Raw genomic sequence first — 18,288 nt, 5'->3', positions numbered from 1 at the left:
ACGTTAATGCTTTGGCGCATCGTCCTCATTCCATACGTCGGAAGGGGGATTCTGGTTTCCTTGAGATGAGGAAGGGTTGTTTTTTCCGTTGAATAAGGTTTCGGCCAAAGCCTTCAGCTTCTCCATCACCTTGCCGTACCCGAACCCGACCAGGAATGCGATACCGATCTTGGCCAGCATGGAGTCACCCGTCTGCAGCAGCAGAATGCCGCTTTGAAACAAGATGATGGTCATCACGGCCGCCCCTGCGCACTTGATCGGACGCAGCAAGTACCAGAACAGCCAGCGCTCGGAGATTTGATTGTAAAATTCGTGAAACAGGCGCAAAGCATAGAGACTCCCGCCTATGGCCCCCGCCAAGGCATAATATACATACTCCTCTACAAGCTTCCAATCAATTCCCAGCGAATGGTTTAAAAGACCGCTTTGCAGCGCAGCCATCATCCAGAAGCTGCCTACGAACCACACGGTTAAATAAACCGCTATGGCCAGCTTGTACAACAGTTCCTTGTTCAGCATCCCCCTCACCGCCAATTCCTCGAGTTATTGTATGGTATGAACGAAGGAAGGGGATGGTGCGGGCGAAATTCATGATTTTGGGCGTTAGGGGCAGGCCCGCAGGCTATAAAAAAAGAAGACGGAGCGGATTCGCTCCATCTTGATAAGTTATCCCTGGGCCTTGCGTTTGGCAGAGTAGCATTTGCGGCATACCGGCAAGTAGCTTTCGTTTCCCCCGATTTGAATCTGTTCCCCGGTAAATACAGGGCGTCCGTCCTCACACCGCATGTTCATAATGGCTTTTTTATCACAGAACCAGCAGACGGTTTTGATCTCCTCAATCTTATCCGCCAAAGCAAGCAGCTGATAGCTGCCCTCGAACAATTGGCCCATAAAATCGGCTCTCAGACCGTAGGCGATAACGGGTATGTTCAAATCATCCACGATTTCCGTCAGCTGCATAATCTGATCCTTACGCAAAAATTGCGCTTCATCAATAATGATGCAATTCGGCTTTTCCTTTGCCGCCAGACTTACCATATCCATATGATCATCGATAATGATCGCTTTCTTCTGCATCCCGATCCTTGAAGCTACCGTACCTACACCGTAACGGTTATCAACAGCCGGAGTGAATAATAGAACCTTCTTACCTTGCTCTTCATAGTTATGAGCGGTTCGCAGTACCTCAATCGATTTGCCGCTGTTCATGGTGCCGTACCGAAAATATAATTTGGCCACGTTGGTTAGACAGTCCTCTCGGTGAAATATGTCATTTTATCATAGCATAGGTTGGGAAGGTTGAGTATAGGTCTTAAGCGGAATGGCTTGTTTTCCCATCGTTGTCCATAAAAATATTTACTCATTAACTTTTTTTAGAAAAACTATAAACTTTTGCAGGATTGATGCCGAATATCTAGTGGGGAATTATCCAATGTAAGGAAAAGACGGCTTGGCAAGGCCGGAACCGGTAAGACCAAAAAAGATCATATGGGGGAATAACGTACTGTGAGTTACAGATCAGCCAGACCAGCCAGAACATTAACAGCCTTCCTGCTATCCCTATGCTTGTTCATCTCCTCCTTCGGAGTCGCCTTCGGTGCGGAGAACGCATCCGACGTCAAGGGGCATTGGGCCGAGAAGCAAATCACGCGCTGGGTAGCCCAAAATTGGATTCAAGGGTATGAAGACGGCTCCTTCAAGCCGGATCACTCCATCACTAGAGCCGAGTTCATGGCATTGGTAAACCGATCCTTCGATTTGAAGACAACCGCCAGTGCGAGCTTCAAAGATGTAAAATCGGCAGATTGGAGCTATAACGATGTAATGAAGGCGGTCGGCGCCGGCTACATCGAAGGCTATGAGGATCAAACGATCCGTCCAGAGAACAAAATTAACCGCGAAGAAGCCGTTGTGATGATTTCCCGTCTGCTCAAGCTGGACTCTTCTGCGAATGCATCTGCAGGCTTCAAGGACGACGCCCAAATCTCCTCCTGGAGCCAAGGGGCTGTAAAGGCAGCCGTTGCAAAACATATTGTGGATGGATATGCCGACCATTCGTTCCAGCCTAAAAAAGAAATTACGCGTGCCGAAGCGGTAGTTATGCTGGACCGGGCGCTGCCTGCTGCGAATAGCCAGGTCGTGTACAACCAGGAAGGCACTTACGGTCCCGAGACAGGCTTGGCGACTCAAGCCGGCAATGTCGTGATCGATGCATCGGGAATCAAATTGCAAAATACGGTCATCGAGGGTGATCTCCTGCTGGCAAGCAGCATCAAGGAAGGAGACGCTTATTTATCGAACGTTACCGTAAAAGGTACTACAACGATTAACGGTGGCGGCTCCAACTCGGTTCATATCGCGAATTCCGTGTTGAATAAAGTCATTATTGACAAGAAAAACGGTACTATCCGTGTCGTGCTGGAAGGTACCACCAAGGTACAGGAGGTAACCGTTCAGAGCAAAACCCTACTGGAAACGGCTGCGGGTACCGTGATCAATCACCTGACGGCCAATGATGTTATTGAAGTCAAAGGGCAGGGTACTCTGGATAGCGTAACGCTGAATGATGCGGCTAAAGGGTCGACCTTTGAGAAACAGCCCGGCAAGGTAGACGGCGGGGGAGCTTCCGCTTCGACCGCAGCCGGCGGCGGAGGAGGCTCCTCCCGGGGCAGCGGCTCCTCGTCGTATTCCCAAAGAGGTACCGTAAGCGGTTATGTATATGACTACACATTAAGTCAATCCAATGCAGCCAATAAAGGCATTGCAGGCGTGACCGTATCCGTCTACAGCGGAGCTGCCGTAACAGGTACCGCCGTGACATCCGTGACAACCGATGGGAATGGACAATTTAGCGTAAGCCTTGTGCCAGGGACGTACAGTCTGTCCTATAAGGCAAACGGCTATGTAGCTGCCGGCAGAGTTAACATCACCGTAGCTGCGGGTCAAACGGTTCAGGCTGATACGGTAGAGCTGGCTCATAATACGCTGTTTGTAAGGGCAAGAGACAACACGTCGGGAACCCAGCAGAGAGTATTTGGAGCGATGGTGACCGTTACCGTTAACGGCCAAACGTTTACCGAGGAAAGCAATGTAGACGGAGCCATGCTGTTCGACTTGCCGGAAGGTACGGGAGTAGCACGCGTCACGGCGGAAGGCTATGAGGAGGCCGTATCGGCACCGTTTGAAATCAGATCCGGCGAGAACACAACGGTAACTGTGTTTATGGTTCCTAAAGCGACCACAATCAGCGGCGTAGTCTATGATTATGCAACAGGCGTGAAACAATCGGGAGTGACCGTTGCTGTTTATCAGATGAGCAGTACGAGCGAGAAGCTGGTTACTACGCTGATTACGGATGACAACGGCAGCTACTCGGCAACCCTGAAGCCTTGGATGCATTACAGGCTTCAATTCACCAAGCCGGGATATGCTACGGGAGATACCCCGATCTATGTAAACATTCGTCCGTCCGCTTATACGTACGACAGGGCTATGGCCCATACGGTGATCTACGGTAACGTGACCGGCTCCTCTTCCTCCTCTTTGGCCGGGGTGCGGGTAACGGCCGTAGGACAGGCTACGTATTCGACGGAAACCGATTCGTACGGCAATTACGCATTTTTCAATCTGCCGGCTGACAGCTATGTGTTTACGGCTTCCAAAGACGGCTATCTCAGTATTATGACTTCGGCATATGAGCTGAAGGAGGAAGGGACCGTAAGACCGACGATCCGGTTGACACCGGTTCCTGCCAATTAATCATTATCCACGGCTGCCGTTAGAGGCGGCGTGAAGGAGGGAGTCTGCGACAGCAGGCCCCCTTTTTTTATTAGCCCCGGTCATCAGGAGGAATATCTCAGAGCCGCCTGCCCGCAGATGCGAAGGGATCTGGCGGATGCCGGGAACGGATGCGGGATGAGGTACAAGAGCCGACTGTATTTTTTTTCGGGACATCTGCAGCAGGGAACGGCAATGACAAGCTATTTTATGCATAGCATAGAAGTGGAGGGCGGAGGAGTGGATTCGAGCCGTGCGGACCCTCCGTTCGAACGCTGAGGGGTAAGAGGTAGGGAAAGCCCCCTATGAAGCCGGGGTGGCGATGATGCTGGTTCCGTCTGCCTGGTCGTGAAAATATGAACGCGCCTATGGTAGAGCCTTTCATAGATGAAATATAAGGCATCAAGAGCAGTGGATTGGTGTACCTTTCGATGCCGAGGCAAGCATGATTTCGATTTCAAGTCCATGCGGTAGGGAAACACGAACATTCCATGTTAGATATAGGAGCAAAGATTGGATTTTGCAGAAAAAATGCATAGGTTTAAATTGATTAGTCAGTTCTCAGATGTTAATATAAATCATACCTTTTAAGAGAGGTTCATAGAATTGTCATAGTTTGCAGCGCAAAGAGGCACATCATCTCCATGTTCATCAAGAGAAGCGGGTCCAATAGCAGATCGCAGTTTCCAGAGCAACAGATCGTCGTCGCCTCTTTTTTCCCATTCCTAACTTTATGTATGTAAAGCTTTACTGTACTAAATTATGTTGGTAAGAGCTTGAACAAATAAAGGATAGAAAGGTTGTACAACATGAACAGAAAAGGATTGCCAATGAAGCAAGGCCTGTACGATCCGCAGTTCGAGCATGATGCGTGCGGTATCGGTTTTGTTGCCAACATCAAGGGGAAGCCGAGTCATGAGATTGTCGGTCAAGCGTTGAATGTTCTATGCAATCTGGACCATCGCGGCGGACAGGGCAGTGAGACGAATACGGGAGACGGCGCCGGTATTTTGCTGCAAATTCCGCATCGCTTCTTGAAAGCGGAATGCGGCAAGGAAGGCATAGAGCTGCCGGAGGCCGGACTATACGGCGTCGGTATGCTTTTTTTGCCTCAGGATGCGGCTGAGCGTGCTGCCTGTGAGAAGATTTTGGAGGAGAACGTGGCGGCAGCCGGCCAGCTATTGCTTGGCTGGAGAACAGTTCCTACGGATCATTCCTCCCTGGGCGAGTCCGCCAAATCGGTAGAGCCCTTTATCCGCCAAATTTTTATCGGGGCGAACGGCGTGGAGGAGCTTGCATTCGAACGCAAGCTGTACGTGATCCGCAAAAGGACCGAGAATGCCGTGCGTGCCTTGAACTGTGAACAGCCGCTCTATTTTGCGAGCTTATCAAGCCGAACCATTGTATACAAAGGGATGCTGACGCCCGCTCAGGTTGACCATTTCTATATCGAGCTGAAGGATCCCGCCTTTGAAACTGCGCTGGCGCTCGTTCACTCCCGGTTCAGCACGAATACATTCCCGAGCTGGGAGCGGGCGCATCCCTACCGCTATATCATTCATAACGGAGAAATTAACACCTTGCGCGGCAATGTCAATTGGATGCATGCGCGTCAGGCCATGTGCGAAACGGAGCTGTTCGGGGAGGATTTCAAGAGCATATTGCCGGTCATCGATACCAGCGGCTCCGATTCGCAAATGTTTGACAATACGCTCGAGTTCCTCATGCTGTCCGGCCGTTCCCTGCCTCACGCGGCGATGATGATGATTCCCGAGCCTTGGTCGAAGCATGAGTCGATGAGCGATGAGAAGAAAGCGTTCTACGAATACCACAGCTGCCTGATGGAGCCGTGGGACGGACCGGCCGCCATCTCGTTTACGGACGGGAAGGTGGTCGGCGCGGTGCTCGACCGCAACGGGCTTCGCCCGGGCCGCTACTATATTACGAAGGACGATCTCATCATCCTGGCTTCCGAAGCCGGCGTGCTGAATATCGCTCCGGAGCGCATTATCCGCAAGGAGCGTCTGCGGCCGGGCCGCATGCTGCTCGTAGATACGGCGGAAGGCCGGATCATATCCGATGAGGAGATCAAGCGGAGCATTGTCGCCGAGCATCCGTACCGCGAATGGCTGAATGAGCACCTGGTATCGCTTGAGGAGCTGCCGGAAGCGGCTGAAGTGCCGCAGACCGATCACGATACGGTGCTGCAGCGCCAGCAGGCGTTCGGCTATACCTTCGAGAACCTGCGCAAAATTTTGGAGCCTATGGCTAAAACCGGAGTGGACCCTGTAGGCTCCATGGGCTTCGATGCTCCGCTGGCGGTGCTGTCGGACCGGCCGCAGCTGCTGTACAGCTACTTCAAGCAGCTGTTTGCGCAGGTGACGAACCCGCCGATCGACGCCAACTTCGAGGAGATTATTACGGCGCAGGGCACTACGGTGGGTCCCGAGCGCAGCTTGATCCGGCCGGAGCCGGCAAGCTGCCGTCAAATCCGGCTGGCTACGCCGATCCTGACGAATGCCGAGCTTGCCAAGCTGCGCGGCATTCAGCGTGAAGGCTTCCGCACGGTTATACTGCCGATCCTGTTCAATCCGGCTGAGGGCGCGTCCGCGCTGGAACGCGCGATGGATGAGCTGTACGCGGCTGCGGATGAAGCGATTGCCGGCGGCGCAACGCTGATTCTATTATCCGACCGCGGCGTAGACGCCCGCCATGCAGCCATACCTGCGCTGCTTGCGGTCTCGGGCCTGCACCATCACCTGATCCGCGAAGGCACGCGGACGAAGGTAGGCTTGCTGCTGGAGTCGGGCGAGCCGCGTGAGGTGCATCATTTTGCTCTGCTTCTGGGCTACGGGGTCAGCGCGGTCAATCCTTATCTGGCCTTGGAAACGCTGGAGGATATGGTCCGCCATAGCAGGCTGAAGGACATTACGGCGGAAAAGGCGGTTTATAACTACGTGAAAGCCGCTACCAAGGGCGTCGTGAAGGTGCTGGCCAAGATGGGCATCTCCACGATCCAGAGCTACCGCGGAGCGCAGATTTTTGAAGCAATTGGCTTGGACTCCTCCGTTATCGATAAATATTTTACGTGGACTTATACGCCGGTCGGCGGAATGACGATAGAGGGGATTGCCCAGGAAGCGATTCTCCGTCATCAGCGGGCCTTCTCCGAGCAGGAGGGCCGGGATCGTGTGCTGGATACGGGGGGAGAGCTGCAGTGGCGCAAGAACGGCGAGGATCATTTGTATAACCCGGAAACGATCCACGCCCTGCAGACGGCCGTCCGAACAAACAATTACGGCATGTTCAAAAGCTTCGTCAAGCTGATTCATAAAGAAAATGAAAAGTACGCCACGCTGCGTTCCCTGCTCTCCTTTAAGCCGAACCGCAATCCGGTTCCTATTGAAGAAGTCGAGTCTGTAGAATCGATGTTCAAACGGTTCAAGACAGGTGCCATGTCTTACGGCTCCATCTCGAAGGAAGCTCATGAGAGCCTGGCGATCGCTATGAACCGGATCGGCGGTAAATCGAATACAGGCGAGGGAGGGGAGCATCCGGAGCGCTTCACTCCCGACGCGAACGGAGACCTTCGCCGCAGTGCGATCAAGCAGGTGGCCTCGGGACGCTTCGGCGTAACGAGCCATTATCTCGTTAACGCCGACGAGATACAAATCAAGATGGCGCAGGGCGCCAAACCGGGGGAAGGCGGTCAGCTGCCGGGCACGAAGGTGTACCCCTGGGTCGCCGAGGTCCGCGGCGTAACGCCGGGTGTGGGATTGATCTCGCCTCCGCCGCATCATGATATCTATTCGATCGAGGACTTGGCGGAGCTGATTCACGATCTGAAGAACGCGAACCCGCGGGCTCGAATCAGCGTCAAGCTCGTATCCGAGGTGGGAGTAGGCACAATCGCGGCCGGCGTGGCCAAAGGGAAGGCCGACGTCGTCCTGATCAGCGGCTACGACGGGGGAACCGGAGCCTCGCCGCAAACGAGCATCCGCCATGCCGGCTTGCCGTGGGAGCTGGGGCTTGCCGAAACGCATCAGACGCTGGTGCTGAATAATCTGAGAAGCCGCATTACGGTGGAAACGGACGGCAAGCTGATGACAGGCCGCGATGTCGTTATTGCCGCGCTGCTTGGAGCCGAAGAGTTCGGCTTCGCCACGACACCGCTGATCGCCCTCGGCTGCATTATGATGAGGGTATGTCACTTGGACACCTGTCCGGTTGGCGTGGCTACCCAGAATCCGGATTTGCGCAAAAAATTTTCGGGAGATCCGCAGCACGTGGTCAACTTTATGCATTTCGTCGCGCAGGACGCGCGCGAGCTCATGGCGGAGCTCGGCTTCCGTACGATTGAGGAAATGATCGGACATACCGAGATTCTCGAAACGAAGCAGGCCATCGAGCATTGGAAGGCCAAAGGCCTCGATTTGTCCCCTCTTCTTCACCAGCCGGAGGTTGGAGAAGAGGTAGGACGATTCTGCTCCGAGACCCAGGACCACGGACTGGATCGGTCCCTGGACATGACGGAGCTGCTGGAAGCCTGCAAGCCTGCGCTTGAACGGAAAGAGCACGTGCATGTGATTTTGCCGATTCATAACGTCAACCGCGTCGTCGGGACGATCGTCGGCAGCGAGGTCACCCGCCGTTACGGCAGTGAGGGACTGCCTCACGATACGATCCGCCTGCATTTTAACGGCTCCGCAGGGCAGAGCTTCGGCGCCTTCGTGCCGAAGGGCATCACGCTTTCCCTGGAAGGGGATGCGAACGACTATGTCGGCAAAGGCTTATCCGGCGGCAAAATCGCCATCTTCCCTTCCGAGCAGTCGACGTTTGCCGCCGAGGATAACATCATCATCGGCAACGTGGCCTTCTATGGAGCTACGGACGGCGAGGCCTATATCCGGGGAATAGCAGGTGAGCGGTTCTGCGTACGCAACTCCGGCGTTCGCGCCGTTGTCGAAGGCGTGGGCGACCATGGCTGCGAATACATGACCGGAGGACGCGTAGTCGTCCTTGGCTTAACGGGTCGTAACTTTGCAGCCGGGATGTCAGGCGGCATCGCCTATGTGCTGGATGAAGACGGTACATTCAGCGAACGCTGCAATAAAGAGATGGTGCTGCTCGAGCAGGTGGAGGAAACATATGAAGCCGAGGAGCTGCGCAATATGATCCAGCGCCACGAGACGTTTACGGGCAGCACCGTAGCCGATCGCGTGTTGAAAAACTGGGGAGAGTATCTCTGGAAATTTATTAAGGTCATTCCGAAGGATTACAAGCGGATGTTCGAGGCTATCGAGCGCGTGAAGCGCTCCGGCTTGAGCCAGCAGGAAGCGATGCTGGTCGCTTTCGAAGAGAACATGAAGGACGTCTCCCGCGTAGGCGGCAACTAATATTAATCCCGTGCCGGGCTTGAACGATTCTTTTGGCTGCATCTAAGAGGATCGGCCGATGCCCGGCACGAGCAGGAGGTATACGATGGGGAAACCAACCGGATTTATGGAGTATCAGAGGGAAACTCCCGAAGAGACGGCCCCTCTGCTGCGGATCAGCCATTGGAACGAGTTCAGCGTTCCGATGAGCGAGGAGAAGCTGCAGGTGCAGGGCGCGCGCTGCATGGACTGCGGCATCCCTTTTTGCCATACAGGGAAGCTGATCAGCGGGATGGCGGCAGGCTGTCCGGTCAACAATCTGATCCCGGAATGGAATGACCTTGTCTACCGCGGACTATGGCGCGAGGCGCTGGATCGTCTGCATAAGACGAATAATTTCCCGGAATTTACGGGCCGAGTGTGCCCTGCGCCCTGCGAGGGCTCCTGTACGGTGGGCCTGAAGGACACGCCGGTAACCATCAAAAATATCGAGAAATCGATCATCGATAAAGGCTTCGCCGAAGGCTGGGTTGTTCCCGAGCCACCCCAATCGCGCACCGGCAAGAAGGTGGCGGTCGTCGGATCAGGCCCGTCAGGGCTCGCCTGTGCCGCCCAGCTGAATAAAGCAGGCCATTCGGTGACCGTATACGAACGCGCGGACCGCATCGGGGGGCTGCTCATGTACGGCATTCCGAACATGAAGCTGGATAAAGCCTACGTGCAGCGCCGAATCGATCTGTTGGCGGCCGAGGGCGTCCAGTTCGTTACCGGTACGGAGATCGGCAAAGATATTCCGGCTTCCAGGCTGAAGGAAGAGTTCGATGCTGTCGTCTTGTGCGGTGGCGCGACCAAGGGCCGCGATTTGAATATTGAAGGCCGCGAGCTGAAGGGCATCCACCTGGCGATGGAATTTCTGTCGAAGAATACGAAGAGTCTGCTCGATTCCAAGCATGAAGACGGACAGTTCATTTCCGCTGAAGGCAAGGATGTCATCGTTATCGGCGGCGGCGATACGGGGACGGATTGCGTGGGCACCTCCATCCGCCATCAATGCAAAAGCGTGCTGCAATTCGAGCTGATGCCGAAGGCGCCGGAGACCCGCCAAGCGAACAATCCGTGGCCGGAATGGCCGAAGGTGCTGAAGGTGGATTACGGGCAGCAGGAGGCGGCTGCGCTGCAAGGGGATGACCCCCGGACGTATCAGATCAGCACGAAAAAATTCGTCGGGGACGAACATGGGCATGTGAAGGAGCTCCATACGGTGCTTATCGAGTGGAAGAAGGATGAACAAGGCCGGTTTGTGCCGGTGGAGGTTCCGGGCAGCGAGAAGGTATACCCTGCCCAGCTAGTCTTGCTGGCGATGGGCTTCCTCGGTCCGGAGCATACGGTCCTGGATCAATTGGGTGTAGAGAAGGATGAGCGTTCCAACGCCAAGGCGGATTACGGCAAATTTGCTACGAACGTAGAAGGCGTGTTTGCCGCAGGGGATATGCGCCGCGGGCAAAGCCTCGTCGTGTGGGCGATCAACGAAGGACGGGAGGCCGCCCGTGAATGCGACCTCTATTTGATGGGGTCTACCCAATTACCGTAATGAATAATTAACAGCATAAACCTTCAATAGGGGGCCGGCATCCGGCACCTTATTTTTTTTTGCCGATTTGGTGCGGATAGCGGAATATTTCGATTCGGCTGCAACTTCAACGCGAATGGCGCATACATATTGCTAGTGACAATCTATGTTTGGCAGTACAAAGTCCAGGGACGGAGGTGCAGTATGGTTTCGAGTGAAGAAAGAAACTTGGCGCTGCTTTCTCATGTATTATGCATTATTCTTGGTGTGCTCGCACCGCTGATTATTTGGTTGATTAAGAAGGATGAATCCGCTTATATCGCGGAGCATGCGAAAGAATCGCTGAATTTTCAAATATCGATGATCATCTATTCTTTTGTTGCGGGAATTCTCTGCTTCGCGGTAATCGGGTTTGTCCTGCTTCCGCTGCTGGGCATATTCGCGCTTATTGTGATTATCATAGCCTCGGTTCGGGCCTCCAAAGGGCAAATGTATGAATATCCTTTAACGATTCGTTTGATAAAATAACGAACAGGATGTAAAGCGGGCTGCGGTCTCGGCGCTCTCTCCATCTCACTTCAACAGCCTTTATCATCCCGGAGCGGGATGTTGAAGGCTTGTTTGGGCTAGGGCAGGACAAGCCGTATTTGGCTTTCATTTACCAGCCGATACAGCATAATCCAAGTATGGATGGTCGCTCATTTCATTTTTTTCTTTTTTACACGTTCACATCGGCACTTTTTTTGATAAAATATGAAGGAAGAGAAAAAGAAAGAACAGTAGGGGTGCTACCATGATAGGCAGACGAGTGAAACAATTACGGATGGAAAAGGGGCTCACCCTCACGGAACTCGCCGAAAAGGCCGGGGTAGCGAAATCCTATTTAAGTTCCATCGAGAGGGATATCCAATCCAATCCCTCCATTCAATTTCTGGAGAAAATATGCGCGGTTCTCGACGTACCTATAGAATCGTTCCTGCACAATAAAACGACCGAGCATCAGGATCTGGATGAGGAGTGGGTGGGACTCGTTCGGGAGGCCATGTCTTCGGGAGTCAGTAAGGATCAGTTTATGGAGTTTTTGCAGTTCAACAAGTGGCGCAACAACAACAGTCACAAAGAATAAGCTTTCACTCAAAAGCCCACAGCCGCCGATGCGGTCTATGGGCTTTTTTGACATTGCGCAGCTGTATCCAGAGGGGCCTGCTTCTTGCTTCGCGCGGAGCCTGGACAGTCCCCCGAACGTGAAGTACCCCCACCAGACCTTGGCCGACGCCGGCAACGAAGATAAGCCGCCAAATACGGGCTTGTCTTTCACCGGGAGAGAGGTTGCTCCAACGCATGCTCCTGCGGGCAATCCCCATCCCTCATCCATCTATCTTCCTTAGCTGATAACAACCTTTCAACTATAAGCCTTCCGATAATGTCCCGGAGGGACGCCGACCGCCTTCTTGAACGTCCGGGAGAAGTTCTGCGCATTGCTGTACTGCAAGCGGGAGGCGATTTCCTCGACGCTCATTTCCGTCTCCAGGAGCCATCTTTGCGCCTTTCCAATCCGGCTTTGCAGCAAGTATTCGGAGAAGGTTGTGTCGTGAACCTCCTTTAGCGCCTGCTTGCCGATGGAAGCAGGGAGGTTCAGTGCCTTGCAGCAGCTCTCCAGACGCAGATCCTCTTCATTGTGCTCCTCAATGTAAGCGGCGAGCTGCCGGGCGACGTTCTGCATGTGCTCCATATGCTCATTCGACAACCCGGCAATGAGCCGGTCGATTGCTTGTATTTTCAGCCAGCTGCTCCATTCCTCTAATGTAGCAAGCTCCATAAGCTCGGCCATGACAGGCTCTGCCATAGGCTTGCGGAGGGAGCTGCCGACGGTGCGATGGATAGAGAACACCATTTCGGCCAGCTGGCTTTGAAGCCACTGATAGCTGATGGTGCGAATACCCTGCAGAGAGCCGAGTGAGTCCACATACCGGCTAGCCAGCTCGCGGTCCATGGAACGGATGGCATAGATCAAATCGTTCTCCAGCTCACGGAACGAGATCGGGAGAGGCTGCTGCTGTCCATCGGTTCCATCCGGTTGGAATTCGGCAATAGGAATGACCTCGTTCGTACCTGCCACGAGCTTATGCTTCAATGCCTCCTCGGCTTCCTGTGCGGATACGCTCAGGTAAGCAAACTCTTTGCGGACGCGGCTGACGCCGATCGATATGGTAAACGGAAAGTACTGCTTAATAAAATCGCGAACCGTCGATGCCGATCTCAGGATCATGGAATAGGCTTCCTCCGATACCGGTTCCTCCAGAGTAATCAGGGCGAGAAAGCGCCCGTCGCCATGGGCGGACACGACCCCTTGTCCCTGGGAATCGATTACCTCCTGAATCACCATGGACAGCCCGTAGCGGAAGTAATATAGATCGGCTTCCGAATAAATCTCCGCCATGCTTTTATATTGGTCGATTTCAACGCAATAGCAGCTATAGTTTCCGGTTAACAGCGGAATGTGATACCGCCGGCACTTCTCCAGATCTTCCTCCGACCGGAGTCCTTTTTGCAGCATATCGCGGATATAAGCTTCCCGGATTTCCGGCGTCAGCTCCCTGACCTGCTCTTTGAGCTCATCGCGGGTTTCCTTGATGCGCTGCATTTTATCATAGATTTGGCGAAATTCGTCTAACGGCGCCGAGGCTTCGGCAGAGAAAGCCTGTTTTCCGGGAAGCGTCTTGTCCTTCAGCCCTTTATCCCCTTTTCCCGGAGTGGAATCCTCTAGCAAGGACACGATGTCGCTCCATCCCCGCCACAGCCGGTTCGTAGAGAAAATAATAACGAAGATGGCCAACCCCAGCAGGATACCCGCCAGTATGAAAATGCCGTTTCGAATACCGTTCATTTTCATAAACAGCTCGGATGCAGGAATGGCGAACCCGAATACCCATCCCTTGTAGGAAGGAGGCAGGTAAGAGATAAAGACCTCCTCGGACCCCGGCATGCCTTTCGTAATGATAGGAACGATCTCCCTCTCAAGCCGTTCAGAGCTTAGATCACCACGGTACTGCAATAAGCTCCCATGCTCATCAAGAATGAAGTAAGTGCCCTTGGATTCATTATGAGCTCCAAGGATATGATCGAAAAATTTCTGATTCAAATGAACAATAATGTAAAAAGCTTTGGAGCTTTGAAATATTGGCAGCTTCCGGACATATACGGTTGTCGGTGTCTGTTTGACCGTCATGCTGAAAAAGGCTTGGCTGCTTTCAAGACGCTCGAACCTGTCTATGACCTGAGCATAATCATCCTGAAAGGTGGAAACTTGATGATTGGTGCTGTATAGTCTGTGCGTGCCAAGCCGGTACAGGGCAATATTATCTACATCCTCCAGAGAGGTTTGCATGCGAAGCATCGTTTCAAGCAAGGACAATAGTTCCAGGTTATTTTCTTCCGTCTTGGGGGAAGCGAGTGACTCGAGTGCAGGGAGTTTTTCGAATTGCAGGACGGCTTGGTCAATTTGTTTGAAGTAGCCTTCGACCTGATCCTGCATGCGCAGCAAAGAAACCCGGTAGGCGCTCTGGACCTCCTGAGTCAAAGTATTCGTAGCGATGCGGTATACGGTGAATCCCATGACCGCAATGCTGAGGGAGGTCAACAGCAGCATGAGAATGAGAGTCTGGGCTTTCTTGGAGCGCTGCAGCCGCATGATGTCTCCCCTTTCTATTGCCAGTAAAAGCTGGGCGTCTCAGGATCGTTTCTCATAAAATATACCCGTTTGATTATAGCATGGAAAGTGTCAATTCAGGCAAAAGGCGAATTTGCTCATAATGATAAGTCGCCGCAAAAACCCGCATTCCTGCTGGGTTTTGAAGACGAGACGTTTGGTCAATGTGCGAGAGTAGGGCATTTTGCAGCAAATGATCGTTGCTGTGAATCCGTGAAGAAGGATAAAGTAATGACGAGGCAGGCCGGCCGAAAAATGCAAGGTCAAGCATCAATACCATGGGACATCAACGGGAATTGATAAAGAGGAAAAGGGGTACTTCATACATGACGTTAACCAACAGCATTTGGAAAAAGACGGCAAGCATAGTACTGGTAACCGCACTCGCGGCTGTTACGGCAGCTTGCGGCAATAGCGGTGCGAACGGGACACAAGGCGCTCAGGACGGCTCCAAGGCACCAAACGGATCTGTAAAATTGAAAGTGGCTTACGATTACGGAAACACGATTCCGAGCACGTCGGCGGAAAGCAATGAAGCTTTGAAATATTTGCAGGATAAGCTCGGCGTTCAATTCGAGTTCAATATCAACGCTTATGAGATATATAAAGAGAAAATCCGCGTGCAAATCGCCTCGGGAGACATTCCGGACGCATTCGCCTGGCGGACGATGGATGATTTTATCGTTGGTATGATTAAGGCTGGAGAAATCGTTCCGCTGGACGAATATATCGACAAGTATCCGAACCTGAAGAAGCAGAAGGACCTTTATATTACGAAGTATCAAAATAAAACATGGGCCATCACGAATGTGCGTAACCCTGTTGCGACCGGTGATGCACCGATGATTCGTCAAGACTGGCTGGATCATTTGGGCTTGCAGGCTCCCAAAACGATGGACGAGCTCTATAACGTAGCCAAAGCCTTCACATTCAATGATCCGGACAATAACGGCAAAAAGGATACCTACGGGATCCAGATCGGCTATGCCAACAATGCCTTCGTTGGGGCGAGCGGTCTGCAGGAGCCGTTCGGCATTCAGGATAAATGGGTGAAGCAGGACGGTAAGTACGTGCCGAATTTCGCGACTCCGGCTTTCAAGGAATACCTTGCCTGGATGAGCAAAGCATTCAAAGACGGCTTGATCGATCCGGATTTTGCGGTAACGGACGGCAGAACGGCGGAATCCAAGCTGGTCAGCAAAGGACAGGCCGGGATCTTCTTCCAGTACCTTTCCCGCATCAACGACTTTGAGGACAATTTCAAGAAAACGAATCCGTCCGCCAAGCTCGTTCCTTTCGAGCCGGTCAAAGGTCCGTCAGGCCAGCAAGGCGCTACAGGCCGCGTAAATTACGGCGGTTTGTTCGTATCCAAAAATGCGGCTAAAGATCCTGCCAAAATGCAAAAGCTGATGGAATGGCTGGACTTTGGGGCCAGCCCGGAAGGTCAAAGCTTCAACGTATACGGCGCGGAAGGCATCCACTATACGAAGAAGGACGGCAAGAACGAAGTGAAAAGCGAGCTGATCGCACGCGATATGCCGGGAGCATTCCTGTGGACGCTGCCGCTGCAGCCGACCGAAGAAGTATTTATCAGCAAGAAGAACTCGGAAGAAGCGCAGAAAGCGATCGTCGACGGCAACAAAATGCTGGAGAAATATTTGAACATACCTAAGCCGCTGGATTTCGCGTTTTCTCCAACCGGAGCGAAATACAGAGCGGAAGCCGACGCGTTTATCAATACCAACACGGTAAAAGTCATCATGGGCAATATCGACGTGAAGGATTGGGACAGTATCGTGAAGCAGTGGTATGACCGTTTTGAAGGAAACAAATGGGTTGAGGAAATTTCCGCAAGCGACAAATAGGTTCAAAATAAAGGAAAGCCAAGCGGGTACGTTTCTGCTCATCGGAACGTACCCGAGCTTTTCATAAGGAGCGTGAACTTCCATTATGGCAATGGGAACGGAAGCCGCGGCCATTCGCGGCAGCAAGCCAGCCGCCGCATCAGGCTCAAAGCGCAGCAAGCTGTGGAGAAAGCTGTGGGCGGACCGGTACATGTATTTGCTTGCTCTGCCGGGCATGGCGTTTATTTTGCTTTTCGATTATGTGCCGATGTATGGCATCGTGCTGGCGTTTCAGGACTATAACCCGTTTGCGGGAATTTTTCATAGCGATTGGGTCGGGTTTGCTCATTTTGAGAGATTGTTCAAGCATCCGGATTTCTGGATGGTATTGCGCAACACTCTTGTGATCAGCCTGCTGAACCTGGTTTTATTTTTCCCAACACCTATCGTACTTGCGCTGCTGCTCAATGAAGTGCGCTCCGTCGTATTTCAGAAGGCGGTACAGACGATCATTTATTTGCCCCATTTCGTATCTTGGGTCGTTATTTGTTCATTGACGATTACGTTGATGAATTCTGAGGGGATCGTTACCCAAATTGTTCATGCGCTGGGGTTTCCGAAGGTGCAGCTGCTGCTCGATACCCGCTTGTTCTGGGGCATGATTACCCTGCAGAGCATATGGAAGGAAGCGGGGTGGGGGACGATTATTTTCCTGGCGGCCTTGGCCGGGATTAACCCGGAACTGTATGAAGCTGCACGTGTAGACGGAGCGAACCGGTGGCATCAGATGAAGGCCATTACGATACCGGCTCTTATGAACACCGTTGTTGTGCTGCTGCTGCTGCGGATCGGGCACATTATGAGCCTTTCCTTCGACCAGCTGTTTATTATGGGCAACCCGATGGTGAGCAGCGTATCCGAGGTATTCGATACGTACGTGTTCAAAGCGGGCGTGCTGCAGGGCAATTTCAGCTTTGCGTCGGCGGTAGGGCTGTTTAAATCCGCGGTAGGACTTGTCCTTATTCTCGGTTCCAACTACGTAGCCAAGAAGACGAGCGATAACTATTTATTTTAGCCAAAGCGTTCGGAAAGGAGAAACATTCAGATGAAAATTCAAAAAAGCATCTGGTTCGAGGCGGTCAATTACACGCTGCTCGGCCTGATGGCGCTGTTGATGGTATTTCCGTTCTGGAACGTGTTCGTGCTGTCCTTCTCCACGGCGCATTTGGTATACGAGGGCCAATTGCTGTTCTGGCCAAAGCAGTGGACGAGCATCGCCTATGATACGGTATTTCATAACCGGCAGTTCATCCAGACGTTCTATAATACGGTGTTTGTGACTGTTGCAGGAACCATTCTCAGCATGCTGTTAACCATCTCGCTTGCGTATCCGCTGTCCAAGAAACACGTGAAGGGCACTAGCGTGATGCTGTTCCTCGCTTTTTTTACGATGCTGTTTAACGGAGGCATTATCCCTTCGTACTTGCTGGTGAAAGAGCTGGGGATGCTGAATTCGCTGTGGTCGCTTATTGTTCCAAGTGCCCTTAGCGTATTTAATCTGATGATTATGGTCAGCTTCTTCCGCTCCGTTCCGCAAGAGCTGGAGGAATCGGCCAAAATCGACGGAAGCAATGATATGGGAGTGCTGGCGAGAATCGTCATGCCGATTTCTTTGCCGGTTATCGCTACGCTGACTCTGTTCTATGCGGTATCCAAGTGGAATATCTTCTTCCAGGCGGTCATGTACAACAGTGATGTCAGCAAAATGACGCTGCAGGTGCTGCTGCGCCAAATTCTCGTGCAAATGACAAGCGAAGCGGTCGATGCCGCCATGTCCGGAGATGCACCGAAAATCGGCGTCACCGTCAAGATGGCGATGATTATTATCGCTACGGTGCCGATTCTGCTTATTTATCCGTTCCTGCAAAAGTATTTCGCCAAGGGAGCGATGATCGGCTCGGTGAAGGGCTAGGCGCGTGGGTCTGCAAGATACACATCAAATATCGTCTGTGT

General features: G+C 52.7%; 13 protein-coding genes. 9 read left to right on the top strand and 4 right to left on the bottom strand.

Translation table 11 applies throughout. The features are described 5' to 3' along the window. Positions 1 to 3 precede the first annotated feature (3 nt). Positions 4 to 519, bottom strand: a complete 516-nt coding sequence (locus tag B1728_RS32190; protein WP_079914536.1) for a hypothetical protein — start codon at positions 517 to 519, stop codon at positions 4 to 6. Between the two features lie 147 nt (positions 520 to 666). Further along, positions 667 to 1,239, bottom strand: a complete 573-nt coding sequence (locus B1728_RS32185) for a thymidine kinase (RefSeq protein WP_079914535.1) — start codon at positions 1,237 to 1,239, stop codon at positions 667 to 669. A gap of 267 nt (positions 1,240 to 1,506) precedes the next feature. Between B1728_RS32185 and B1728_RS32180 the strand changes: the two genes are divergently transcribed. From B1728_RS32180 to B1728_RS32155, 6 genes are all read left to right on the top strand, one after another. Beyond that, positions 1,507 to 3,759, top strand: coding sequence for an S-layer homology domain-containing protein (locus tag B1728_RS32180; RefSeq protein ID WP_079914534.1), 2,253 nt, complete (start codon positions 1,507 to 1,509; stop codon positions 3,757 to 3,759). Between the two features lie 30 nt (positions 3,760 to 3,789). Continuing rightward, a complete protein-coding gene (locus B1728_RS32175; protein ID WP_144028084.1) occupies positions 3,790 to 4,056 on the top strand; it encodes a hypothetical protein in 267 nt (88 codons plus the stop codon). Between the two features lie 530 nt (positions 4,057 to 4,586). Beyond that, entirely contained in the window at positions 4,587 to 9,173 is a 4,587-nt protein-coding gene (gene gltB, locus B1728_RS32170; RefSeq protein ID WP_079914532.1) for a glutamate synthase large subunit, read from the top strand. 85 nt (positions 9,174 to 9,258) lie between these two features. After that, complete coding sequence (locus B1728_RS32165; protein WP_079914531.1) at positions 9,259 to 10,743, top strand: glutamate synthase subunit beta; 1,485 nt, start codon at positions 9,259 to 9,261, stop codon at positions 10,741 to 10,743. Between the two features lie 183 nt (positions 10,744 to 10,926). After that, positions 10,927 to 11,250: a DUF4870 domain-containing protein gene (locus tag B1728_RS32160; RefSeq protein ID WP_079914530.1), complete on the top strand. Its 324-nt coding sequence runs from the start codon at positions 10,927 to 10,929 to the stop codon at positions 11,248 to 11,250. Between the two features lie 265 nt (positions 11,251 to 11,515). Then, positions 11,516 to 11,848 (top strand): helix-turn-helix domain-containing protein, encoded by a 333-nt coding sequence (locus B1728_RS32155; RefSeq protein WP_079914529.1) that lies wholly within the window; start codon positions 11,516 to 11,518, stop codon positions 11,846 to 11,848. Between the two features lie 4 nt (positions 11,849 to 11,852). On the opposite strand, the gene B1728_RS35975 is transcribed toward B1728_RS32155, so the two are convergent. After that, the gene (locus B1728_RS35975) at positions 11,853 to 12,065 is read right to left on the bottom strand and encodes a hypothetical protein (protein ID WP_144028083.1); all 213 of its coding nucleotides are present in this window, start codon (positions 12,063 to 12,065) and stop codon (positions 11,853 to 11,855) included. A 59-nt stretch (positions 12,066 to 12,124) separates the two neighbouring features. Continuing rightward, positions 12,125 to 14,413, bottom strand: coding sequence for a helix-turn-helix domain-containing protein (locus B1728_RS32150; protein ID WP_079914528.1), 2,289 nt, complete (start codon positions 14,411 to 14,413; stop codon positions 12,125 to 12,127). 344 nt (positions 14,414 to 14,757) lie between these two features. Between B1728_RS32150 and B1728_RS32145 the strand changes: the two genes are divergently transcribed. From B1728_RS32145 to B1728_RS32135, 3 genes are all read left to right on the top strand, one after another. Next, complete coding sequence (locus B1728_RS32145; RefSeq protein ID WP_179136284.1) at positions 14,758 to 16,296, top strand: extracellular solute-binding protein; 1,539 nt, start codon at positions 14,758 to 14,760, stop codon at positions 16,294 to 16,296. An 85-nt stretch (positions 16,297 to 16,381) separates the two neighbouring features. Beyond that, entirely contained in the window at positions 16,382 to 17,350 is a 969-nt protein-coding gene (locus B1728_RS32140; protein WP_079914526.1) for an ABC transporter permease, read from the top strand. Between the two features lie 30 nt (positions 17,351 to 17,380). After that, complete coding sequence (locus B1728_RS32135; protein WP_079914525.1) at positions 17,381 to 18,247, top strand: carbohydrate ABC transporter permease; 867 nt, start codon at positions 17,381 to 17,383, stop codon at positions 18,245 to 18,247. Positions 18,248 to 18,288: the final 41 nt, after the last annotated feature.

This window comes from Paenibacillus sp. 32352 (assembly GCF_002042965.1).
GTDB classification, from domain to species: domain Bacteria; phylum Bacillota; class Bacilli; order Paenibacillales; family NBRC-103111; genus Paenibacillus_S; species Paenibacillus_S vulneris.
Note: the sequence above shows the minus strand (reverse complement) of the source record. Positions and strands in the feature narration are given on the sequence as shown.

Excerpts from the sequence above, each read along its gene's own strand:
- B1728_RS35975 (WP_144028083.1), bottom strand. The coding sequence starts at position 12,065 with ATGCGTTGGAGCAACCTCTCTCCCGGTGAAAGACAAGCCCGTATTTGG.
- B1728_RS32155 (WP_079914529.1), top strand. The coding sequence starts at position 11,516 with ATGATAGGCAGACGAGTGAAACAATTACGGATGGAAAAGGGGCTCACC.
- B1728_RS32165 (WP_079914531.1), top strand. The coding sequence starts at position 9,259 with ATGGGGAAACCAACCGGATTTATGGAGTATCAGAGGGAAACTCCCGAA.
- gltB (WP_079914532.1), top strand. The coding sequence starts at position 4,587 with ATGAACAGAAAAGGATTGCCAATGAAGCAAGGCCTGTACGATCCGCAG.
- B1728_RS32140 (WP_079914526.1), top strand. The coding sequence starts at position 16,382 with ATGGCAATGGGAACGGAAGCCGCGGCCATTCGCGGCAGCAAGCCAGCC.
- B1728_RS32160 (WP_079914530.1), top strand. The coding sequence starts at position 10,927 with ATGGTTTCGAGTGAAGAAAGAAACTTGGCGCTGCTTTCTCATGTATTA.
- B1728_RS32145 (WP_179136284.1), top strand. The coding sequence starts at position 14,758 with ATGACGTTAACCAACAGCATTTGGAAAAAGACGGCAAGCATAGTACTG.
- B1728_RS32135 (WP_079914525.1), top strand. The coding sequence starts at position 17,381 with ATGAAAATTCAAAAAAGCATCTGGTTCGAGGCGGTCAATTACACGCTG.
- B1728_RS32150 (WP_079914528.1), bottom strand. The coding sequence starts at position 14,413 with ATGCGGCTGCAGCGCTCCAAGAAAGCCCAGACTCTCATTCTCATGCTG.
- B1728_RS32190 (WP_079914536.1), bottom strand. The coding sequence starts at position 519 with ATGCTGAACAAGGAACTGTTGTACAAGCTGGCCATAGCGGTTTATTTA.